At 59.1% G+C, this 21,679-nt stretch carries 18 protein-coding genes; 4 read left to right on the top strand and 14 right to left on the bottom strand.

Going from position 1 to position 21,679, the window contains the following annotated elements:
- Positions 1-62: 62 nt before the first annotated feature.
- Positions 63-1,466 (bottom strand): magnesium transporter, encoded by a 1,404-nt coding sequence (mgtE, locus tag EV660_RS03540; protein ID WP_084634976.1) that lies wholly within the window; start codon positions 1,464-1,466, stop codon positions 63-65.
- A 302-nt stretch (positions 1,467-1,768) separates the two neighbouring features.
- Positions 1,769-3,244 (bottom strand): bifunctional diguanylate cyclase/phosphodiesterase, encoded by a 1,476-nt coding sequence (locus EV660_RS03535; RefSeq protein ID WP_071481375.1) that lies wholly within the window; start codon positions 3,242-3,244, stop codon positions 1,769-1,771.
- A 216-nt stretch (positions 3,245-3,460) separates the two neighbouring features.
- Here EV660_RS03535 and EV660_RS03530 point away from each other — a divergent pair, with 216 nt between their 5' ends.
- Entirely contained in the window at positions 3,461-4,942 is a 1,482-nt protein-coding gene (locus EV660_RS03530) for an NAD-dependent succinate-semialdehyde dehydrogenase (protein WP_071481376.1), read from the top strand.
- Between the two features lie 38 nt (positions 4,943-4,980).
- On the opposite strand, the gene lpxK is transcribed toward EV660_RS03530, so the two are convergent.
- From lpxK to phaZ, 5 genes are all read right to left on the bottom strand, one after another.
- Positions 4,981-5,985 carry a tetraacyldisaccharide 4'-kinase gene (gene lpxK / locus EV660_RS03525; RefSeq protein ID WP_071481377.1) on the bottom strand — a complete coding sequence of 335 codons (1,005 nt, stop codon included), beginning with the start codon at positions 5,983-5,985 and terminating at the stop codon, positions 4,981-4,983.
- Positions 5,985-7,187, bottom strand: a complete 1,203-nt coding sequence (locus EV660_RS03520) for a 3-deoxy-D-manno-octulosonic acid transferase (RefSeq protein ID WP_071481378.1) — start codon at positions 7,185-7,187, stop codon at positions 5,985-5,987. Before EV660_RS03520 ends, lpxK begins: the two co-directional genes overlap by 1 nt.
- 182 nt (positions 7,188-7,369) lie before the next feature.
- On the bottom strand, positions 7,370-8,152 hold the full coding sequence (locus EV660_RS03515; RefSeq protein WP_071481379.1) for an inositol monophosphatase family protein: 783 nt from the start codon (positions 8,150-8,152) through the stop codon (positions 7,370-7,372).
- Positions 8,139-9,500 (bottom strand): TldD/PmbA family protein, encoded by a 1,362-nt coding sequence (locus tag EV660_RS03510; RefSeq protein WP_375781703.1) that lies wholly within the window; start codon positions 9,498-9,500, stop codon positions 8,139-8,141. The genes EV660_RS03515 and EV660_RS03510 overlap by 14 nt, the downstream gene beginning before the upstream one ends.
- A gap of 209 nt (positions 9,501-9,709) precedes the next feature.
- Positions 9,710-10,990, bottom strand: a complete 1,281-nt coding sequence (phaZ, locus tag EV660_RS03505) for a polyhydroxyalkanoate depolymerase (RefSeq protein ID WP_071482247.1) — start codon at positions 10,988-10,990, stop codon at positions 9,710-9,712.
- A 180-nt stretch (positions 10,991-11,170) separates the two neighbouring features.
- On the opposite strand from phaZ, the gene EV660_RS03500 reads away from it, so the two are divergent.
- The 3 genes from EV660_RS03500 to phaR all read left to right on the top strand — a co-directional run bounded on the left by EV660_RS03500 (position 11,171) and on the right by phaR (position 14,198).
- Entirely contained in the window at positions 11,171-12,931 is a 1,761-nt protein-coding gene (locus tag EV660_RS03500) for a PHA/PHB synthase family protein (RefSeq protein WP_232727294.1), read from the top strand.
- A gap of 135 nt (positions 12,932-13,066) precedes the next feature.
- The gene (locus tag EV660_RS03495) at positions 13,067-13,513 is read left to right on the top strand and encodes a Phasin (RefSeq protein WP_071481381.1); all 447 of its coding nucleotides are present in this window, start codon (positions 13,067-13,069) and stop codon (positions 13,511-13,513) included.
- A 139-nt stretch (positions 13,514-13,652) separates the two neighbouring features.
- Positions 13,653-14,198 carry a polyhydroxyalkanoate synthesis repressor PhaR gene (phaR, locus tag EV660_RS03490; protein ID WP_071482248.1) on the top strand — a complete coding sequence of 182 codons (546 nt, stop codon included), beginning with the start codon at positions 13,653-13,655 and terminating at the stop codon, positions 14,196-14,198.
- 56 nt (positions 14,199-14,254) lie between these two features.
- Here the strand turns inward: phaR and EV660_RS03485 are convergent, their stop codons facing one another.
- The 7 genes from EV660_RS03485 to EV660_RS03455 all read right to left on the bottom strand — a co-directional run bounded on the left by EV660_RS03485 (position 14,255) and on the right by EV660_RS03455 (position 21,656).
- Positions 14,255-15,550 carry an NAD(P)/FAD-dependent oxidoreductase gene (locus EV660_RS03485; protein ID WP_071481382.1) on the bottom strand — a complete coding sequence of 432 codons (1,296 nt, stop codon included), beginning with the start codon at positions 15,548-15,550 and terminating at the stop codon, positions 14,255-14,257.
- Positions 15,547-16,905: a glutamine synthetase family protein gene (locus EV660_RS03480; RefSeq protein ID WP_071481383.1), complete on the bottom strand. Its 1,359-nt coding sequence runs from the start codon at positions 16,903-16,905 to the stop codon at positions 15,547-15,549. The genes EV660_RS03485 and EV660_RS03480 overlap by 4 nt, the downstream gene beginning before the upstream one ends.
- Positions 16,902-17,606: a type 1 glutamine amidotransferase gene (locus EV660_RS03475; RefSeq protein ID WP_071482249.1), complete on the bottom strand. Its 705-nt coding sequence runs from the start codon at positions 17,604-17,606 to the stop codon at positions 16,902-16,904. Before EV660_RS03475 ends, EV660_RS03480 begins: the two co-directional genes overlap by 4 nt.
- 90 nt (positions 17,607-17,696) lie before the next feature.
- The gene (locus EV660_RS03470; RefSeq protein WP_071481384.1) at positions 17,697-19,016 is read right to left on the bottom strand and encodes a glutamine synthetase family protein; all 1,320 of its coding nucleotides are present in this window, start codon (positions 19,014-19,016) and stop codon (positions 17,697-17,699) included.
- A gap of 3 nt (positions 19,017-19,019) precedes the next feature.
- Entirely contained in the window at positions 19,020-19,871 is an 852-nt protein-coding gene (locus EV660_RS03465) for an ABC transporter permease (protein WP_071481385.1), read from the bottom strand.
- 103 nt (positions 19,872-19,974) lie between these two features.
- The gene (locus EV660_RS03460; RefSeq protein ID WP_071481386.1) at positions 19,975-20,856 is read right to left on the bottom strand and encodes an ABC transporter permease; all 882 of its coding nucleotides are present in this window, start codon (positions 20,854-20,856) and stop codon (positions 19,975-19,977) included.
- A gap of 68 nt (positions 20,857-20,924) precedes the next feature.
- The gene (locus tag EV660_RS03455; protein ID WP_071481387.1) at positions 20,925-21,656 is read right to left on the bottom strand and encodes a transporter substrate-binding domain-containing protein; all 732 of its coding nucleotides are present in this window, start codon (positions 21,654-21,656) and stop codon (positions 20,925-20,927) included.
- Positions 21,657-21,679 lie beyond the last annotated feature (23 nt).

The raw sequence follows: 21,679 nt of genomic DNA, 5'->3' as shown, positions 1-21,679 counted from the left end.
CCCTTTGTGCCACCAATTCGTGCGGGGTCAGTTAGCCAATCCCCCCCCGGATTGCAAGCCGCCTAGAGTTCCAGCAGGCGCGCGGCGATGGTAAAGTAAATGATCACGCCCAGCACATCGGCGATGGATGTCACAAGCGGGCCAGATGCGGCAGCGGGGTCGCGGTCGATCTTGGCGAAAATAAAGGGCAGACACATGCCGATCAGCGCCCCCATCAGCACGATGGTGACCATTGCCAGCGCAACCACCAGCGCGATTTCCGGCCCGCCCCGCCAGACGCCGATCAGTGACACAGCCAGCGCCATGGTCAGGCCCAGCGCCAACGCAATCAGCACTTCGCGCGACAGCAGGCGGCCAAAATCGGCCGGGCGCACATCGCCTGTGGCCAGCGCGCGCACCATCAAGGTGGCCGATTGCGTCCCTGCATTGCCGCCAGACGCGATCAGGAGTGGCAGGAAGAACAGAAGCGAAAGATGCGCTGCAATCGTGTCTTCGAAATAGGCAATGCCCGCACCCGAAAAGATATTGCCAAAGACCAGCAGCACCAGCCAGAAGATGCGCGCGCGATAGAGCAGTGCGATAGAGGCATCGGCCACCGACATTTCCAGCGGTTGCACGATCGAGCTTTTGTAGAAATCCTCGGTCACCTCTTCTTCGGTGACGTCCATCGCGTCATCGGCGGTCACGATGCCGACAAGGCGATCACTGTTGTCCAGCACAGGCAGCGCCAGCAAGTCATAGCGGGCGACAAGGCGCGCGGCTTCTTCCTGTTCGTCATCGGCGCGAACCCAGACAGGTTCGGTATCCATGATCTCGGCCACCTGCTGGCGGGGCCGCGCGGTCAGCAGGTCGCGCAGACTGACCACCCCGATCAGGGCGCGCGCCTCGTCGATGATATAGGCATAGTAAATCGTTTCGGCCTCGATCGCCTGCGCGCGAAGTGCCTCGATTGCCTGACTGGTGGTCATCTCGGGCTTCAGCACCGCATAATCCGAAGTCATGACCGAACCAACGGTCCATTCTTCATAGGCGGCAAGGCGACGCAGATCTTCACGCTCGGCCTTGGACAGGGCGGGCAGAATTGCTTCCTGCGCTTCCTCATCAAGCTGCTTGAAAAGGTCCGCGCGCTCGTCATGGCTCATGGCGGTCATCAGGGCGACCAGTTCGCGCCGTGGAATACGGGTTGCCAGATCGACCTGCGCGCGCGGGCGCAGATAGCCCAGCATTTCCGCCTGATCGTGCAAGGGCAACAGACGCAAAACGTCCAGATCATCGCCGTCGTTCAGTTCATCAATCAGGGCAGCAATGTCGGCAAGTTCCTGACTTTCCAGAAACTCTCGGATCGCATCGGTCTGCCCTTCATGCAGCAGGCGCGCAACCTCAATCGCGATGAAGGCGGCGTCAAAGCCAGCGCCCTCGGATTCAGGGTCAAACCGAATATCGCTGAGCGGTGCGTGTTGTGTCATGGCCAACCCCTGTGCCTTGGCGCGAGGGGGGCGCTTGCGGGCCTATGCCCTGCCAGCAGCTCGTATCTCGCGCTGAATTTGTCTTTTGTGCTGCCCCGAATGCGTTATGCGCACCCGACTGGAACCACCGTCCATCTTGTATGCCGTTTCATGACGCCGACCCTCTGCGCCGACCGTGGTGTCGATATGTGGATTTGGCAAGGAAGTCAATTTGGCACAGCGCAAATTGTCCTTTTCAGGGCAAGCGCTTGCGCCTTAGGGTGTGGGCCTGCCGATTTATGCAGCAGGGCGGTCTTGTGCTGTTAGGTCTGTTCAACCCGCTCCTGCGGGCCGGACTGTGACACGACACGATTTCGCCCCTCTGCCTTGGCCCGATAGAGCGCCATGTCAGAGGCCTTCATGATTTCTTCCAGCGATGTGCCATCGCGACCGCGCAATCCAATGCCGGCGGAAACCGTGACCCCTGACAGCACCTGCCCTGATACCGTGAGTGGGATTTCAGAAATCATGACGCGCACCCGCTCTGCCAGCGCGATGGCCGCATCCTCATCGTGGTCAAGGCACAGCAGGATAAACTCCTCTCCCCCAAGCCTGCACGGCGCAACGGCCTTGTCAGACTGGGCCATCATCACCTGTGCCACTTCCTTCAGGACCATATCGCCCGTTTCGTGACCATAAGTGTCGTTGAATTGTTTGAAATGATCGACATCCAGCGAAACAAGCGCCAGGTGGTGCCCGTCACGCTCTGCCATTGCGACCTCTCGCAGGGCGTTTTCCATGAACCAGCGCCTGTTCCAAAGCCCTGTCAGCGCGTCGCGCAGGGATTTTTCCTGCAATTCCTGACGCAAGCGCACATTGGCCACGGCAAGGCTGATCTGCTCGGCGCAGATCAGCGAAATATCCCAACGGTTGCGCAGGACGTCATTGCGCATATGGCGCATTAAGCCGCCCTCTTCGAACCCATCGAACACGATATGCATCAGCCCTATGGTTTCACCATGCGCGATGATCGGCAGGCAGAAATAGGGCGTGCCGGGCTTTTTGACATGATCACACACAAATTCGATCGGTTTGAGGCCGAACGCATAGGCGCGGCCACGGCGCAGGGCCCAGCAGTCATCGGGCAGGATATGACCGGCAAAGCTGGGCAATGTGCCCCAGGATGCGACAAGTTCAAGCATGGTGCGGGACGCATCATAGACATAGAGCGCGCCATCTGCCTCGGGGATGAGGGTATGCATGGCGCGCTTGATGACCATCAACAATTCGTCAAAGGATTTGGCCGAATACAGCCATTCACTGGTCAGGGCCAGCAACTGACGCTCGGACTGGCGCAAGGCTTCGGCATGGCGCATTTCCTCGTTCTGATCTTCCAGCATCTTGCGTTCTGTGATGTCGCGCATGGTCGAGATGAAATGCGTATGCCGCCCCGTCGAATCGTAGACAGGCGTCACCCTCAGATCGACCCAGAAGGCCGCACCGGATTTGGTGTAATTCAGAATATCCACCCTGATTTCGCGGCGCTGCGCACAGGCCGCTTCGATCAGACGCGCTGTATCTGCATCCGTATCGCGGCCCTGAAGCACCGAGCCGGGTTCCTTTCCGGCAATATCGTCAACCCCGTAACCTGTCTGCGATGTGAATGCAGGATTGACCCAAAGCGCCTTGCGCTCCGGGTCCGAGATGATCACGGCGTCCGAGGAATGGCGCATCACAAGATCCGCATAGAATTGCGGTGTATCGGCAACCTGTGCCAAGCCCATATCATCGCCACGCATGTCGCAGCCCCTCACCCAATTGGAACCAGAGTGCAGTCTGACAGTTGAACATTAAGATCCTCTTGCTTTGCAGGAGCATTGCGCATGGGTGACACGCGCCTTGAAACGCGCTAGTCAGACGTTTGAGGCCAACGCGCGCGGTACTGCAACCGTGCCCCACCTTTACTGCTCTGCGTTCAGGACCGCGCGGGCATCTTCAAAAGCCAAGGAGAACATATGCTTGACCATCAATCGACCGACCTGAAATCACGCCTGAAGGACCCCTCCTTGCTGGAAACCCGCGCCTATCTGGCGGGTGAATGGGTGGGCGCAGATGATGGCGCGACATTCGATGTCATCAACCCCGCGCGCGGCGATGTTATTGCGAAAGTGGCCGATCTGGGCCGGGCCGAGACTGCACGCGCCATTGCCGCCGCCGACACGGCGCGCCGCGACTGGGCCGCGCGCACCGGCAAGGACCGCGCGGCCGTGTTGCGCAAATGGTATGAGCTGATGATGGAAAATCAGGAAGATCTGGCGCTGATCCTGACGGCCGAGATGGGCAAGCCCCTGGCCGAAGCACGCGGCGAGATTGCCTACGGCGCAAGCTTCGTTGAATGGTTCGGCGAAGAGGCCAAGCGCGTATATGGCGAAACCATCCCCGGCCACCAGCCTGACAAGCGCATCAGCGTCATCCGCCAGCCCATCGGGGTTGCGGCCTCGATCACGCCGTGGAATTTCCCCAATGCGATGATCGCGCGCAAGGTGGCCCCGGCACTGGCGGTGGGCTGCGGCTTCGTCGCGCGCCCGGCGGCTGAAACGCCGCTTTCCGCGCTGGCAATGGCGGTTCTGGCGGAACGTGCGGGCGTGCCCACGGGCGTGTTGTCGGTTATCACATCCAGCCGCGCGTCGGATATAGGCAAGGAGTTCTGTGAAAACCCGATTGTTCGGAAACTGACATTTACCGGCAGTACCGAAGTGGGCCGGATCCTGCTGCGCCAATCAGCCGATCAGGTGATGAAATGTTCAATGGAATTGGGGGGTAACGCGCCTTTCATCGTGTTTGACGATGCCGATCTGGATGCCGCCGTCCAAGGCGCGATGATGTCGAAATATCGCAATAACGGGCAGACCTGTGTCTGCGCCAACCGCATCTATGTGCAAGCCGGAATCTATGACGCCTTCGCCCAGAAACTGAAAGCGGCGGTCGAAAAACTGAATGTCGGCGACGGGCTGGCAGAGGGCAGCGACCTTGGCCCCTTGATCAATGAAGAGGCGGTCACAAAGATCGAGGATCATATCAGCGATATCGTCGCCAAGGGCGGACAGGTGCTGACCGGCGGGCGCAGGCATGGCAATGGCGGCACTTTCTTCGAGCCGACCGTTCTGACGGGTGTGACCCAAGACATGAAGGTCGCGCAGGAAGAAACCTTTGGTCCGATGGCCCCCCTGTTCCGCTTCGACACGGAGGAAGAGGTCATTGCCCATGCCAATGACACGATCTTTGGTCTGGCCTGCTATTTTTACGCCCGCGACATTGGCCGCATCACGCGGGTTCAGGAAGCGCTGGAATACGGGATTGTCGGCGTGAATACCGGCCTGATCTCTTCCGAAGTGGCCCCTTTTGGCGGGGTCAAGCAATCGGGTCTGGGCCGCGAAGGATCGCATCACGGCATCGACGACTATTTGGAGATGAAATATATCTGCCTAAGCGTGTGACCGGGCCGAACAACAGCAGGGGCATACATGCCCCTGCCCTAGTGCTGCGTGCGCGCAGCCATCAATGCGCCTAGTCGTTCGGAAAGTGGCGTCGGGTCATCAAATTCCAACCTGACAGGCATGGTCAGCACTTTCATACGGAAGCTGGCAGGCAGGCGCACGGCATCTTTTTCCGTGGTGACAAGTTGCGCGCCCAGCGCTTTTGCCTCCAATTCCAGCCGCGCCATCAGCGCATCGGTCAAGGGTTGGTGGTCGCTAAGGGCTTCGGCGCGCAGCAACTCTACCCCTTCGGCGCGCAGGGTGGCAAAAAACTTCTCGGGGCGGCCAATCCCCGCGAAAGCCAGAACGCGCAGCCCTTGCCAGCGCATCCCCATTTGCAGCGGGTGCAGTTGCGCACGCAGGATGGGCAAGCAGTCAGAGGCATAGGCCCTATCGAAACGGCGCTGCATCTCTGGCGCACCGATACTGACGATCATATCTGCACGCGCCAGCCCGACCGTCACGGGTTCGCGCAAAGGCCCGGCTGGCAAAACGCGGGCATTGCCGAACCCAATCGCTGCATCGACCACGATCAGCGACAGGTCTTTGGCCAGCGCCGGGTTCTGGAAGCCGTCATCCATAACCAACACCTCGGCCCCCGCACCAACGGCCTGCTGCGCCGCCACAGCGCGGTCCTGCGCCACCCAGACAGGGGCGAAGGCTGCCATCAACAATGGCTCGTCGCCCACATCGGCGGCGCTATGGGTCCGCGCGTCAACACTGACGGGGCCTGTCAACCGCCCCCCATACCCGCGCGAGATGACATGCGGCTGATGGCCCATTGCCTGAAGCATCTGCACAAGTGCAATGACGGTAGGGGTTTTGCCTGTGCCGCCTGCGTTCAGGTTGCCCACACAGATAACAGGAACAGGCGGGCGATAGGCGGGCGGACGCGCCACGCGCCGTGCAGTTGCTTGCGCATAAAGTGCGGCCAATGGGGCCAGAAGGCGCGCGCGCAAGGCAGGGCGGTCAGGTGCGGTAAACCAGAAGGCGGGTGCACGCATCAGCTTGCCTCCTCGCGTGCGGCAGCGGACAACACGGCATTGATAACGGTATCGGTCGCCTCTGACCCGTTTGAGATGACCTGCCACGCGCGATGCGCCTGATCTGCGGCCTGTTCCGGCCGCAAGGCTGTGCAGATGGCCGATCCAAGGGCATCCGCGCTTTGGATCATCCGGGTCGCGCGGGCTTCGCGCAACAGATCAAACGGCTCTGAGAAGCGCCCGAACATGCGGCCATGCACAATCGCGCAGCCCAAGCCCGCTGCTTCCATCGGGCTGTAGCAGGCCCCCTCGCCGCCAAGGGTGCCGCCCTGAAAACATGCAACCGCCAGCCGGTACCATAGGCCGCGCTCGCCGTCAGTATCGGCGATATAGACTTGGGTTTCCGGTGAGATCTGATCATCTTCCGAACGCAAGGCCGTGATGAAATGCTCGGAAAACATGTCACGCAGGACAGGGCCGCGCATGGGGTCGGCAGGATGCAGGATAAGGGCCAGCCGGTGGCTTTCGCGCAATGCTTCACGATGGGCGGCACGAACCGCCTCTTCTTCGCGTTCGGGCACACCTGCGGCCAACCATACCGTGCGATGACGGAAGTTCTCGGCAAGTTCCTCGCGTTCGGATTCATTGCACCCCAGCGCAACGGGCGTAGCCGATAGCCGCCCGCAAGAAATAAGGGCAGCATTTGACATCCCGGCTTCGCGCCATGCAGAACGCGCACCCTCGCTCGGCAGGCACACTGTCGAGATATGTCCAAGAACCGCGCGGGCAAACCCGGGTACGCGCCCCCAGCGCGACGCAAAGCGCGGGGCATCCGCTTCGGCAAGGATGACAGGAACACCCTCTCGCCCCAAGGCCGTAATCACACCCGCCGGGATATCCTGCGCCACGATCAGCACAGCGGCCACGCGGTGACGCGCCAGAAGTCGGCTGACGATTTCCGGTTCGTCGAAAGGCAGGGCCATACAGACACGGCCGGGCAGATCGGGCGGTTCTTCGGCCCCCTCTGGATAGCTGAGCAGCACAGTGAAGCCCGGTGCCCGTTGCAACAGTGTTTCAGACAGGGCCGACAAGACCTGCGCCGCGCGCGGCTGGTCGCAAAGCATCCAGATCACAGGGCTTGCAAGCCGGTCAAGCGCTGGCGGCATATCAAGACTGCGCCTGCGCGGCATTCGAAAAATCTGGTCGATCAGGGGTGGGGGCATAATGAACGATCAGTCTGAATGTCGAAAGGTTGCACATTTCGCGCGCCCGGCCTGACGCGGCATCAAAACATATGCCCGATGGAATGGCATTGTGAACCCTTCTGTGGCTTTGCACCGATTTTACCTTGTGATACGGCAATTCCGGTCCGGAGAGGAGAGTATTTTCTGCCGCATCTGTCTGCTCAACGGCCCCGCCTGTGGCGCATAAGCGCAGAATGCAAGCCAGAACCGGCTGCGATCACCCCATCTGCGAAAGGTTCGGGCGTGTTGAACAGCACATCTTTGCCCGCAGCATTTGTAATCAGGCCGCCTGCCTCTTCGATCAGCAGGGCGCCAGCGGCAATGTCCCAGTGCCATGTCGGGCGCAGATTGACCATGCCGTCAAACTTGCCTTCGGCCACCAGCGCCAGCCGCCATGCAAGCGAGGGGCGAAAATGCCGGTCAATCGCGGGCAGCCCCCCGGGCCAGTTTGCGCCCGTCATCTGCGCGCGCGTGGCCAGCACCCGCGCACCAGATGGCGAGGCACATGGCGTAACCTCTAGGCGCTGGTCACCAAGAAACGCCCCTTGCCCGCGCGCGGCGGTATAGGTCAGCCCCATCATTGGCAGATGGACGACCGCCGCAACAGGGCTGCCATGCTCAACCACCGCCAGCGCATGGGCAAACCCGCTCTGCCCGTCCAGAAAGGCGCGCGTTCCGTCAATCGGGTCCACAATGAAGACGCGCGCGCAGTTCAGACGGGCGGGGTTGTCGGCACTCTCTTCGGATAGCCAGCCATAGTCGGGGCGCGCGGCCATCAGACGGGCGCGCAGCATTTCGTCTATTTCCAGATCCGCCTCGGAAACCGGGCCTTGGCCTGCGCTCTTTTCCCAAGATTTCGGCCCTTCGCCAAAGTGGCGGCGCGCAATCGCTCCGGCGGCATGGGCGGCAGAGATGAGCAGGGCCAGATCGTCACTCTCCCGCAAGGGTCATCCCTTCGACCAGAAGTGACGGGACGACGCTGGACAGATGGTCGCGCGCATCATTGGCAGGGATGATGCGGGTCAGCATGTCGCGCAGATTGCCCGCGATCGTGCATTCATTGACGGGATAGGCAATCTGCCCATTCTCGACCCAGAACCCGCTGGCACCGCGCGAATAATCCCCTGTTGTGGAATTGATCGTCGATCCGATAAGCGAGGTGACCAGCAGGCCCGTGCCCATTTCCGCGATCAGATCCTCGCGCGATTTGTCGCCCTGCGTCAATATCAGGTTCGAGGTTGAGGGCGATGGCGGCGCAGAGGTGCCGCGCACGGCATTGGCGGTGCTTTCCAGCCCCAGCTTGCGCGCGGTCGCAAGATCCAGAACCCAGGACTGCAAAACCCCATCAGCAACCAGATCCTTGACGCGGCTTTGCAGCCCCTCTGCATCGAACGGGCGAGAGCCGGAACGGCGCACGCGCACCGGGTCTTCGCGCAGGGTAATCCCCTTGGGCAAGACCTGCGTGCCCATCGCATCGCGCAACCAGCTGGAACCGCGCGCGATTGCGCTGCCATTTATCGCACTCAGCAAATGCCCGATCAGACTGGAGGCGATACGCTCATCATACAGCACCGGATAAGCGCCGGTCTTGGGTCTGCGCGCACCGTGGCGTGCAACGGCGCGTTCGGCTGCCAGCAGCCCGACCGATTCCGGGTCTGGCAGGTCGGCCTGAAAAATGCGCCCTTCGCCGCACCAGTCGCGCTCCATCCCGGTGCCTTCGCCACTTATCGCAACACAGGAAATATGGCGCGAGCTGCGCCCATAGCCGCCCTGAAACCCGTTCGTGGCCGCCAGCCAGATCGCTTGTGAGCCATAGGCCGCCGAGGCGGATTGCACCTGCGTCACCCCCTTGACCGATTGCGCAGCCGCTTCGGCGCGGCGGGCATCTTCCTGCAATGTGGCAGGGTCAGGCTCTGGCGCGGGGTCGAACAGTTCCAACCCTTCGGCAGATCGCAGCATGGCAAGCTGCGCCGTATCAGCCAGCCCGGCATAGGGGTCTTCGGGGGCTTCGCGGGCCATTGCGACCGCACGCGCGGCCATTGCTTCGAGAGTTTCGGGACGCGTGTCAGATGACGAGATGCATGCCTGCCGCTGCCCGATAAAGACGCGCAGCCCGATATCCACCCCTTCGGAGCGTTCGGCCTGTTCCAACGTGCCCTTGCGCACATCAATCGAGATAGACCGCCCGTCTATGGCGACGGCATCGGCAGCATCCGCGCCTGCCGCGCGGGCCGCCTTGAGCAGGGCATTGGCAACGGGCGCGAGGGCTTTGGTCAGATCGGTGTCATGCATGCGAAAACTCGGTTTCTCTTATGATTTGGATGGCATCATCTAATGCGCATGGCCCCGAAATGAAATGCCTGCTGACGAAATTTGCGCCAGCGGTACCATCTTGCAGGATGCCAGGCGCGCAGATGCAAGACGCAACACCTTCATCCTACGGTTTGGCAAAACAAAAGGCCCCGGAACCTGTCCGGGGCCTTTTGCTTGTCTTGGGGTGCTTACCCGTTCGAGGCGGCCAGTGTCAGGCGCGCTTTCTGGCCGTCATCGCCCCCCGAATGGGCATCCATGAATTCCATGACCAGCGGGCGGATATTGTTGCGCCATGATTTACCGGCAAAGATACCGTAATGCCCGGCACCGGGTTCCAGGTGGCTGGCTTTCTGCTCTGGTTGCAGGCTTGTAAGAAGATCAAGCGCTGCAAGGCATTGCCCGGGCGCGCTGATGTCATCCTTCTCGCCTTCGACGATCTTGACGGCGACATTGGTGATTTTCGAGAAATCCACCTTGTGCCCGTCAACAACAAAGGCGTTGCGCGCAATTTCGCGGCCCTTGAAGATACGCTCGACCGTCGAAAGGTAGAATTCAGCGGTCATATCCATCACGGACAGGTATTCGTCGTAAAAACGGTTATGCTTGTCACGCTCGCCACCTTCGCCGCGCGCCTCTGCGGTTATCTTGTCGGCAAAAGCCTGCGCGTGGCGGTCCATATTCATCGAGATGAACCCGCCCAGTTGCAAAAGCCCCGGATAAACCAGTCGCCCGACACCCTTATTCTTGAAGCCCACGCGCTGGATTGCCAGATGTTCCAGTTGCCCCATTGTGACACGGCGGCCGAAATCCGTAACTTCGGTCGGTGCGGCATCGGGGTCTATCGGGCCGCCAATCAGCGTCAATGTGCGCGGCTGTGCATCAGGGTCCTGTTCTGCAAGATAAGCCGTTGCGGCCAGCGCCAGCGGCACCGGCTGGCATACAGCAATCACATGCGTATCAGGGCCCATATGACGCATGAAATCCATCAGATAGATGGAATAATCCTCAATATCGAACTTGCCTTCGGACACAGGAATGTCGCGTGCATTATGCCAGTCCGTGACCCAGACCTCGCAATCAGGCAACAGGCTGGCGACGGTCGAACGCAGAAGCGTGGAATAATGCCCCGACATCGGCGCACAGAGCAGCACGCGACGCTTCTTTTCAGGCCGTCCATGCACCTTGAAACGCAGCAGGTCACCGAAGGGGCGCGCAATATCGACCACTTCCTCGACGATATGGTCGCGCCCATCCTCGCCTACAATGCTGGTAATAGCCCAATCAGGTTTGATCACCATCCGCGCAAAGCTGCGTTCAGTCACACGCCCCCATGCGGACATGACCTTGAACATCGGGTTGGGGGCAAGACCCCATATCGGATAAGACGCGAAGGCGCGGGCAGAGGCGCCCATCCACTCATTCGTGTTTCGAATCGACTCCATCAAGTCGTAGGTCGCCATGCCCTTCATGTCTGTCCCCATTCTATACTGACAACATATTCTTCAAATAGATCAAAGAATCGTCGCTTTCATTCGTACCTATGCAAAGCTAAGATCAATGGTGGAGGGCTTTGCTGCACCTGCAAAGAATAGGGGGGATTTCATTCTATGACAACTTCTGAATATGAAGATGATCAAAAAGCAGCGCGGATGAGAGAGAATCTTGCGCGGATCGAAGAACTTACCCAACGCCTGACCGAAGCGCTGGCCCATCGCGCGCCCCCCCGACAAAGCCTGCAAGCCCCCGATTCGGACCTGTTCCTTCATGCTGCAACTGCATATTGGACAGAGATGTTCAAACAACCCTCCAAGGCGTTGGAGCAGCAGTTGGAATATTGGCGAAAGTCGCTGAAGCATCATGTCGAGGCGCAGGAAGTCTTGCGCAAGGGCAAATTACAGGCCCCCGAAGACAACACGCCAGCGGATAGGCGTTTTGCCAACCCGTTATGGAAATCGCACCCTTATTTCAATTACATCAAGCAACAATACATGATCGCAACAGAGGCGATGCACCAGACGGTGCAATCGCTCGACACGATCCCGGACCGCGAGAAGCGCCGGCTGAGCTATTTCACGCAACAGATCACCGACATGATGGCCCCGACCAATTTTTTGGCCACCAACCCGGATGCCCTGATGAAAGCCGTGGAAACCGAAGGTGAAAGCCTTGTTCGGGGCCTTGAAAACCTTGTGCGCGACATAGAGGCGAACAAGGGCGATCTGTTGGTGACACTGGCAGACAAGGATGCGTTTTCAGTCGGCGAGAATATTGCAACAACGCCGGGCAAGGTCGTGTTTCGCAACCGCATGTTCGAGTTGATCCAATATGCGCCGAGCACCGAAAAGGTCCATCGCACGCCGCTGGTGATATTCCCGCCCTGGATCAACAAGTTCTATGTCATGGACCTGAAGCCCCAGAACAGCCTGATCAAATGGATCGTGGACCAAGGCTATACGCTTTTCGTTGTGTCATGGGTCAACCCGGATGTCAGCTATTCGGATGTGGGCCTCGATACCTATGTCGAGGAAGGCTATCTGGAAGCGATCCGCGTCGCGCGCGAGATCACGGACGAGAAACAGGTCAATGTCATCGGCTATTGTATTGCCGGAACGACATTGTCGCTGGTGCTTGCCTTGATGAAGAAACGCAAGGACAAGTCTGTTCGGTCTGCCACATTGTTCACGACATTGACCGATTTCTCGGATCAGGGCGAAGTCGGTGTGTTTCTGGAAGATGATTTCGTCGATGGGATCGAGGCGGAATGCACCGAGAAAGGGTATCTCGACAGTTTCTTCATGTCGCGGACCTTTTCGTTCCTGCGCTCGAATGACCTGATATACGGGCCGGCGATCCGCAGCTACATGATGGGAGAGGCCCCACCCGCCTTTGACCTGTTGTACTGGAATGGCGACGGCACCAACCTTCCGGGGCGGATGTGTGTCGAATACTTGCGCGGCCTTTGCCAGCAAGACCGCTTTGCCAGCGCCAGCTTCCGCATTTGTGGCGAGGATGTCAGCCTGTCAGACGTGGCCCATCCCATTTTTGCCATAGCCTGCGAGACAGACCATATCGCGGCCTGGCGGTCCAGTTTCCGGGGCGTCTCGAAAATGGGCAGCCGTGACAAGACATTTGTTCTATCAGAATCGGGGCATATTGCCGGGATCATCAATCCGCCCAGCAAAAAGAAATATGGCCATTACACCGGGGCCACCCCGGCGGGTGACCCAGAGGCATGGTTGCAAGAGGCCAGTTTCAACGAGGGCAGTTGGTGGCCGCATTGGGAAGAATGGCTGCGCAGACGCTCAGGCGCGCAGATTCCGGCGCGCATTCCCGGCGATTCTTTGCACAAAGCCCTGTGTGACGCGCCGGGCACCTATGTGGTCAGTTCTAAAAACAACGCAATGTCATAGACTTGGCGGCGCTTTGGAAATAAATGCTGCGGCGCAGAAAAAAACCTTGAAATGCTGCATTGCAGCATGCATATTGTGGTCACAGGCAGAGAGCATGAGAGCGATCTGCAATGATCATACTCAAGGAGAGCTGACATGGCTGCTGCAAACACCGATTACACAAAGATGATGAAAGACATGATGGGCGCGTTCCCGATGGACACAACTGCAATGCAGGACATGTTCAAGTCGCAGGCCGCAATCGCAGAAAAGATGAGCAAGGTTGCTCTCGAAGCTGCTGAGAAGTCCACCGAAGTTTCGACCAAATGGACAAAAGCAACGCTGGCCAAAGTTGGCGAGATGTCGACCGTCAAGGACGATCCGGCTGACTACACCAAAGCAATGACCGATTTCACATCGGCTTCCGCTGAAATGGCCGCCGAGCATGTTGCCGCTTTCGCAGAAATCGCGAAAAAAGTGCAGATGGACACAGTTGAACTGATGATGGCTGCTGGCAAGGACATGCAGGAAGAAGCTTCTGCTGCTGTCAAGAAAGCAACTGACACAGCGACCAAAGCTGCAAAGACTGCTTCGGCCAAGTAATTGGCCTAGACAAACCTGGCACGATTTCCTCCCGATTGGTGCCGGAACAAAGGGCGAGCGCGTGACGCTCGCCCTTTCCTTTTGTTCAATCCTCGCCTAGTCTTGCCGCAATGCAATATTCATGGGCGAGGGGGAATCCATGTCAGACACTGCAAAGCCGCTTTTGATCAAGCGCTATGCCAGCCGCCGCCTCTACAATACCGAGACCAGCGATTACGTGACGCTGGAAGATATTGCAGGATTTATCCGCGACGGGCGCGAAGTGCAGATTGTTGATCTGAAGTCCGGTGATGACCTGACGCGGCAATATCTGCTTCAGATCATTGCCGAACATGAAAGCCGTGGCGAAAGCGTGCTGCCGATTGAAGTGCTGAATGATCTGGTGCGCAGCTATACCACGCAAGCGCAAAGCGTCGTGCCCCAGTTTCTGGCCATGTCATTCGAGATGCTGCGCGACGGGCAGTCAAAGATCGTGGAAAACATGACCCGCGCCAATCCGATGTCTGCCATGCCCGGCTTTGAGGAAATGCAACGCCAGCAACAGGCTTTCATGAAATCCATGATGGCTGGCTGGCCCGGAATGCCCAACACTGGGTCAGAGCCGGGGTCCGAGAGTGAAGAGCTGGACGAGATCAAGAAACAACTGGCCGAATTGCAGCAGAAACTGTCAACGCTGAACAAGTAAGGGGCGGCAAGGCGCTGCGCTGGATCACGCCGCACCCCTGACCAGAGGGGCGCGGCCTACAGGCCCAGGCGATCGCGCAGCGAAAACCATGTCATCGCCAGCGCCAGCAGCGGGCTGCGCAGGGCGCGCCCGCCCGGAAACCCGGGCAGATGGACGCGCGCCATTGTGTCAAACTGTTCTGACTGGCCCGCAATTGCAGCGGCTGAAATCTTGCCCGCCATCGTGGCCAGCGCCACACCATGCCCCGAATAGCCCGAGACAGAGACGACATTGGGCGCCAAGCGTAGAAAGCAGGGCAAGCGGGTCATGGTGATTGCAAGCGTCCCGCCCCAGCTATAGTCGATCCGTGTGTCCTTCAGGTGCGGGAACACTTCCAGCATCGGTTTGCGGACAGTCTTGATGATATCGGGGAAGCGGTAGCCATAGCTTTCGCCGCCGCCAAACAACAAACGGCCATCTTCTGACAGGCGGAAATAGTTGATCACAAACTTGCTGTCGGCCACAGCCACATCGCGGTGCAGCACTGTTCCGGGCGCGAGCGGTTCGGTCGCAATGATGAAATTGTTGATCGGCATGACCTTGGCCGCCACTTCTGGCACAAGCCCCCCCAGATAGCCGTTGGCGGCAACGATCACATGGTCCGCTTCAACATGTCCGGTGCGGGTTTTGACCTGCACCTTCGCGCCATGCTGAATGTCGAGGACCAGAGAGTCCTCGAATATCTGCACCCCGGCGGCCTGTGCAGCGCGCGCCAGACCAAGCGCGAAACGCAACGGGTGCAAATGCCCCGCGCCATTGTCAAGCACACCGCCCTGATAGACAGGCGCATTGACGATGGCCTGCATCGCGTCACGATCCAGCGGTGTGATGTCGGTATAGTCATAGTCCCGCGCCAGCTTTTCTGCATAGGCATGGGCATGGGGCACATCGCGCGCGTTCCAATCGGCATGAATGACGCCGGGTTTGAACGGACAATCCATCTGGTGCCGGTCAATCAGGTCGCGCACCAGATCGCGCGCTTCCAGCCCGATATCCCATAGTTTGCGCGCCTCGCTGCACCCGACCATCCGCTCGATACTGTCTTGTTCGATGCGTTGACCCGGACCTACCTGCCCGCCATTGCGCCCCGACGCGCCAAACCCGACACGATGCGCTTCCAGCACCGCAACGCTATAGCCACGTTCCGCCAGATGAAGCGCGGCAGACAGGCCCGTATACCCCGCGCCGATGATGCAAATATCCGCGCGCACCGCCCCATCAAGCGCGAGACAGCGCGCAAGCGGGGTGGCCGTCGCGGCATAGTAGCTTTGCGGGTATTCACCCGCACGGTCATTTGCAAAGAGCAGATTCATACATTCAGGAGCAGATGCTCACGCTCCCAAGGGCTGATGACTTGCAGGAATTCGTTATATTCGTCGCGCTTGACCGCACCGTAGATCTTGCAGAATTCCGAACCAAGAATGTCATGCAGCACGCTGGCCCCGTCGAACATCTCGACCGCGGCGCCCAAGGTCATGGGCAGTTCGTTGTCATCCATATAGGCATTGGTGCGACATTCCTCGCGCGGGGAAAGCTGCTCTTTCAGCCCCAGATACCCACAAGCAAGCGAGGCCGCGATGCCCAGATAGGGGTTGCAATCCATCCCTGCCAGACGGTTTTCGACACGGCGCGCGGCGGGCGAAGAGATGGGAATGCGCAATCCGGTGGTACGGTTGTCATAGCCCCATTCCAGATTGATGGGGGCCGCGAAATCCGGCACATAGCGGCGATAACTGTTCACATAGGGCGCAATCAGCGCGACAGCAGAGGGCAGATGTCGCTGTAGCCCCCCGATAAAATGCATGAATGCCTCGGTGCTTTTGCCGTCATCCGTGGAAAACAGGTTGCGCCCGGTTTTCATGTCCAGCACCGAATGGTGGATATGCATCGCACTGCCCGGCTCGCCCTCGATCGGTTTGGCCATGAAGGTTGCAAACATGTCATGGCGAAGTGCGGCTTCGCGGATCATGCGCTTGAAATAAAAGACCTGATCGGCCAGCGTCAACGGGTCGCCATGCGCCATGTTGATCTCGACCTGCCCTGCCCCACCTTCTTGCAGGATACCGTCGATTTCCAGCCCCATGGCTTCGGCAAAATCATAGATATCGTCAATGACCTTGCCATATTCATCCACTGCCGACATGGAATACGCCTGTCGTGCCGCCGCACGCCGCCCAGTGCGCCCCATTGGCGGAATGATCGGCATGTTCGGGTCTGTATTGCGGGCCACGAAGAAAAATTCCATCTCTGGCGCAATGATCGGCTGCCACCCTTCGGCGTGATACATTTCTATCACCCGCTTGAGCACGTTGCGCGGCGCTGTCGGAATGGGGTTTCCATCGGCATCTTCGGCATCATGGATGATCTGCAAGGTCCAGTCTGCCGTCCAGGGCGCGGCGGTCGCGGTCGAGAAATCGGGGCGCATGATCATGTCAGGTTCCAGATCCGCGCCATCGCGAAACTCTGCCCAGCCGCCCGTGATCGTCTGCAAGAAGATCGAGGTCGGCAGATAATAGGTGGATGCCTCGTCGAATTTGAAGGCGGGCATGGCCTTGCCGCGCGCCACACCCGCCATATCGGCAATGATGCACTCAATCTCATCCAGTCGCCTGCCAGACAGAAAATCCTGCGCTGGCTGAGGTATCATGTCTTTCCAATTACGCGTCATGGTCTCTCCGATCCGGCGGGTGCGGTGGCAAACTGTTTGAAATGCGCGGCAATGCGCTGTGCAACAAGATGAGGATGACGCGCGCCACCCTGTGTGTCCGTGGCGGCGTGCAGCAATTCATCGGGCACGACGCCACGCCCGCGTGTGTCTATCAGGCCCTGGATGAAGCTGTCATCGAATTCCGGATGTGGCTGAACGGAATAGCCCAGCGTGCCATAGGCCAGCGCGGCATGTTCGCAAAATGCGTTCTGCCCGATGGTCTGCGCCCCATCAGGGGGGGTTATGACCTGATCCTGGTGCCAGGCGTTCAGGACCAGCTTTTCGCCCTCAATCTCGTATTCCTGCGCGCCAACGGCCCAGCCACCGTCAAATTTGGCGACCTTGCCGCCCAAAGCCTGCGCCATAATCTGATGGCCGAAACAGATGCCCACAACTGGCAGGCCGGCAGCAAATGCCGCGCGGATGAACTGCTCCAACGGGGCGATGAAGGGATGATCTTCATACACGCCATGTCGAGAGCCAGTGATCAGCCAGCCATCGGCATCATGAACCGATGCGGGGAATTCCATCCCCTCGACATGCCAGGACGCGAAATCAAAGCCATGCCCGTCCAGCAAACGCTCGAACATGGCAGGATAATCGCCCTGCTGCGCCCGCAGGTCTTGCGGTGCCTGACCTGTTTGCAGAATCCCGATTTTCATACCAAGGCCATCCATAATTTGATCAAATTCTACACACCCAATCAGCCCCATGCAAGGGCCAGCCCCGCGCAGATGCAGTTTTTGCCCGCGTCAGACCGATTCCAGATACAATTCCCGCACCGCTTGGTCAGACATGTCTTTCACCCCGGCCATTTCCTGACGCTTGGTGCGGCACATGTTGTCGATCAGCATGGGAACAAAGATGCGCGTCATCTCTGGCGCATGTGAAAACAAATCCAGCGCATCGGACCATGTTGCGGGAATTTGTCGCAGGTCCAGCGCATAGGCATCCCCCGTAACGGGTGCGGGTGGTTGTGTTTGGTCTTCGATCCCGGCCAGCATTGCCCCCAGAACTGCCGCCATCATCAGATAAGGGTTCACATCGCCACCTGCCGTGCGGTGCTCCAACCTGCGCGCCTTGGGCGCGCCCAAGGGCACCCGAACTGACGCGGTGCGGTTTTCATAGGCCCAGCAAACACCCGTCGGCGCATGGGCATGCGGGACCAGACGTTCGTAGCTGTTGAAATGCGGCGCAAAGATCAGGGTCGAGGCAGGCATGGCGGCCAACACCCCGCCAATCGCATGATGCAGCATCTCGGACCCCTCTGGCCCGCCATTGTCAAACACATTGCGCCCTGCCCCATCCAGCAGCGAGGCATGGATGTGCAACCCGTTACCAGACGCACCGGGATAGGGTTTGGCCATGAAACTTGCTGCCATACCATGCTGGCGCGCCAGTCTGCGGACCAGTATCTTGAACAGCCAGGTGTCATCCGCCATTTTCAGCGGATCGACACCGTGATTCAGATTGATCTCGAACTGGCCCGGACCGGCCTCGGACGTGGCCGTGTCGGCCTCTATCCCCATCGCGTCACAGCCTGCATAAAGCGCATCGAAAAAAGCGTTGAATTCATCCAGCATCCGCATGGACAAGGTGGCCGCGCCCATGGCGCGACGCCCGGAAACCGGGCTGGCAGGTGGCAGGAATTCCGGGCCGGAATCATCAATCAGGTAGAATTCCAGCTCGGTCGCGGTCACAGGGTGCAGATCGCGCGCTTTCAGTCGCGCGACAACAGCGGCAAGGGCATGTCGCGGGTCGCCCTCGAACGGGCGGCCATCTTCATGATACATCCACATTGGCAGCATTGCAGCCTCTGGCCCGATCCAGGGCATGGGCAGAAGGCCGCGCTCGGTCGGGCGCAGATACCCGTCCGCATCGCCCGTGGCAAAAACCAGCGGACTGCCTTCGATATCATTGCCCCAGATATCAAGGTTGAGCGCGGAAAGGGGCATCTTCGCCTCTCCACGCATCATTTTGTCAAATTGTGCAGCGGGCACACGCTTGGCGCGCGCCTGCCCATTCAGATCAGGCACCGCAATTCTGATATTTTGCAACCCTTCAGGCCCCATAAGTCACCGGATATACTGTGGACGAAAACGAATGCGCTGGCGGCGTTCCTTCGGCAGATGCCGGTTCAGCCGACGGTTGACCAACCCAAACAGCCCAATAATCGTCAGGGTCAGTAAGACGAAATACCCCGCCACAATCGGGTAGGCCACAAAGGGGTTAAAGGTCTGATCGACGAAATAGCGCGCGTAATAGAATGCCTCTCCAGCCTGCTGTCGCGCAGGAAATGCGGACAGAAAGACCAGCGTGGTGGAATGCGTCAGAAAGATTGCCTCATTGGTGTAGCTGGGCCATGCCAGACGCAACATGGACGGAAACACCACGCGGCGAAACTTGGTAAAAGCGTTCATGCCATAGGCATCTGCGGCCTCCAGATCACCCTTGGGGATGGAACGCAACGCGCCATAAAACAACTCGGCGGAATAGGCGGTGGTGTTCAGGATCAGCACGATCAACCCGCCCACCTGTGCTGTGGTCAGGGCCGAGGTATTGACTGTGAGCGTGACAAACCCCAGCGGAATGTCGATGCCCGTACGCGGCAGCAATACGAAAGCGGAATAGAAGAAAAAGAACTGGATAAAGAGCGGCGAGCCACGGAACACGAAAACAAAGGTGCTGGCCGGAATGCTGAACAGGCGGTTCTCGCTGAATTTTGCCACCGCGACACCGACGGCCAGAAAAAAGCCGAACAGAATGGCCAGACCGGCGAAATAGACATTCCAGATCAGCCCGCTGGCGATCAGGAAAAGTTGGTCACACAAGGTGATGTCAAGATTGCGCGGCAACAGACGTTCGCCAAAATCGCGCCCCAGTGCGCGCAGGATATAGCCCTCGAAGCTCTCGGCGCAGGTTCTCATGTGGCTGCCCCTGACATGCCGGTTCGGGGGCGCTGCCCCCGCGCGCCAAGGCGCGCCCCCCCGGAGTATTTGGAGCAAGAAAATGCACAAGTGCCGGGGCGGGTCATGTTGCGGCCTTTCGCTGACGTTCCCCTGCCGCAGTGGCCTGCCCGCGCGAGAGGCGGTCATTCAGCCGCCCGAACGTACGTTCGGATGCCCATGTCAGGAACAGGTAAAAGCACAACAGCACAAGGAAATACCACACCCGCCAATCAGGATGGGGATATGTGTAGAGCGAGGTTTTCTGACCCCCCAATTCACGCGCCCAATAAACCGCGTCCTGAAGCCCCAGAAGAAACAGCAGCGGCGTGGCCTTGATCAGGATCTGCCAGATATTGGACAGGCCCGGGATGGCATAGACCCACATTTGTGGCAAGACGATGCGGCGAAACGCCTGTCCTCGGGTCATGCCATAAGCCTCTGCCGTCTCGATCTGGGCTTTGGGCACGGCCTGCATGGCCCCGTAAAGCGTATTTGCAGCAAAAGCGCCAAAGACCAGCGCGAAGGCAACAACCGCCATCGAGAAGGCATAGACATCGCGCACCCAGGCGGGGGCATTGACACCGGGAACTTTTGCCTCTCGGCAGACGATGAAATCATTGCCCTGCCGGATCGGCTGGTCCCAATCGGGGCATTGGATCTGGTGAAAGACCCATTCAATCCCCTGCCCCAGTGCGATGGGCACGAACATGAAGAACACGATATCAGGCACGCCGCGCACGATGTTGACATAGCCCTTGCCCAGCCAACTGACTGGCCAGATCCGCGACCGCACGGCCATGGCCCCACCCAGACCCAGCGCCAAGGCAATCGGGGCCGTGATGGCCAGCAGCAGCATGACCATCAGAAATGAGCGGTAGAACGCAAAATGTGTCGCGGTTGTCAGGTAACACGCGAACCATTGCCATTGCGGCAGCGTTGCAGGGTCAGTGCAGAATTCAAACATGTCCGGGGCCCGCGATCAGTGACCAAGGCCCGCATGGGGCGGGCCTTGGTATCAGGGTATCTACAGGCTTAGAACTTGGCGATACCGTCGCCAAACCACTCTTCGATCATCGCGTTGATCGAACCATCAGCCTTCATCTCTTCGATGATGTTGGTAAAGGTCTCGCGCAGTTCGTCATCGGACTGGCGAATACCGGCACCTGTCCCGGCACCGGGATAGAAGTCATCGCCGATGAATTCCAGCTCGCCATTCGAATCTTCGACATAGGGTGTCAGGAACGCTTTGTCGGCCAGCACGGCATCGGCCTCGCCATTGCGCACGGCAGAGATGGTTTCATCCGGCGTCGGGAATTCCAGCCCGTCAGCCGTGCCATCGGCAACCACACCAGCTTGCACAGTGTTGGACTGAACAGCGATCACGCCATTGTCGATCACCGAAGCATCGGTGCCAGCCAGACCCATATAAGCAGACGGGTCCGATGGCAGGTAGTTGGTGGTGAATGAAATCACCTGAGAACGCGCCTCGGTAATGCTCATGCCCGCCATGATCACATCATAATTGCCCGCAACCAGGTTAGGAATGATTGTGTCCCAGTCATTGAGAACCCATTCACAGGTCAGTTCCGCGCGTGCGCAGATCTCATTGCCGAGGTCAATCTCGAACCCGACCACTTCATTATTGTCATTGATGAAGTTCCAGGGGGGATAGGCCCCTTCGGTGCCGATGCGCACCACATCCTGAGCCATTGCGCCAGATGCCATAACGGCAAAGGCGGCGAGTGTGAGGGCAGTTTTCTTCATCTCTTTCTCCCGTGTTGGATTTG

It is taken from the genome of Roseinatronobacter bogoriensis DSM 18756 (assembly GCF_004366635.1).
GTDB lineage: Bacteria > Pseudomonadota > Alphaproteobacteria > Rhodobacterales > Rhodobacteraceae > Roseinatronobacter > Roseinatronobacter bogoriensis.
Note: the sequence above shows the minus strand (reverse complement) of the source record. Positions and strands in the feature narration are given on the sequence as shown.

Bases quoted from the DNA above. Each gene is read 5' to 3' on its own strand.
- mgtE (WP_084634976.1), bottom strand. From the start codon at position 1,466: ATGACACAACACGCACCGCTCAGCGATATTCGGTTTGACCCTGAATCC.
- EV660_RS03535 (WP_071481375.1), bottom strand. From the start codon at position 3,244: ATGCGTGGCGATGATATGGGCTTGGCACAGGTTGCCGATACACCGCAA.
- EV660_RS03530 (WP_071481376.1), top strand. From the start codon at position 3,461: ATGCTTGACCATCAATCGACCGACCTGAAATCACGCCTGAAGGACCCC.
- lpxK (WP_071481377.1), bottom strand. From the start codon at position 5,985: ATGCGTGCACCCGCCTTCTGGTTTACCGCACCTGACCGCCCTGCCTTG.
- EV660_RS03520 (WP_071481378.1), bottom strand. From the start codon at position 7,187: ATGCCCCCACCCCTGATCGACCAGATTTTTCGAATGCCGCGCAGGCGC.
- EV660_RS03510 (WP_375781703.1), bottom strand. From the start codon at position 9,500: ATGCATGACACCGATCTGACCAAAGCCCTCGCGCCCGTTGCCAATGCC.
- phaZ (WP_071482247.1), bottom strand. From the start codon at position 10,990: ATGAAGGGCATGGCGACCTACGACTTGATGGAGTCGATTCGAAACACG.
- EV660_RS03500 (WP_232727294.1), top strand. From the start codon at position 11,171: ATGAGAGAGAATCTTGCGCGGATCGAAGAACTTACCCAACGCCTGACC.
- EV660_RS03495 (WP_071481381.1), top strand. From the start codon at position 13,067: ATGGCTGCTGCAAACACCGATTACACAAAGATGATGAAAGACATGATG.
- phaR (WP_071482248.1), top strand. From the start codon at position 13,653: ATGTCAGACACTGCAAAGCCGCTTTTGATCAAGCGCTATGCCAGCCGC.
- EV660_RS03485 (WP_071481382.1), bottom strand. From the start codon at position 15,550: ATGAATCTGCTCTTTGCAAATGACCGTGCGGGTGAATACCCGCAAAGC.
- EV660_RS03480 (WP_071481383.1), bottom strand. From the start codon at position 16,905: ATGACGCGTAATTGGAAAGACATGATACCTCAGCCAGCGCAGGATTTT.
- EV660_RS03475 (WP_071482249.1), bottom strand. From the start codon at position 17,606: ATGAAAATCGGGATTCTGCAAACAGGTCAGGCACCGCAAGACCTGCGG.
- EV660_RS03470 (WP_071481384.1), bottom strand. From the start codon at position 19,016: ATGGGGCCTGAAGGGTTGCAAAATATCAGAATTGCGGTGCCTGATCTG.
- EV660_RS03465 (WP_071481385.1), bottom strand. From the start codon at position 19,871: ATGAGAACCTGCGCCGAGAGCTTCGAGGGCTATATCCTGCGCGCACTG.
- EV660_RS03460 (WP_071481386.1), bottom strand. From the start codon at position 20,856: ATGTTTGAATTCTGCACTGACCCTGCAACGCTGCCGCAATGGCAATGG.
- EV660_RS03455 (WP_071481387.1), bottom strand. From the start codon at position 21,656: ATGAAGAAAACTGCCCTCACACTCGCCGCCTTTGCCGTTATGGCATCT.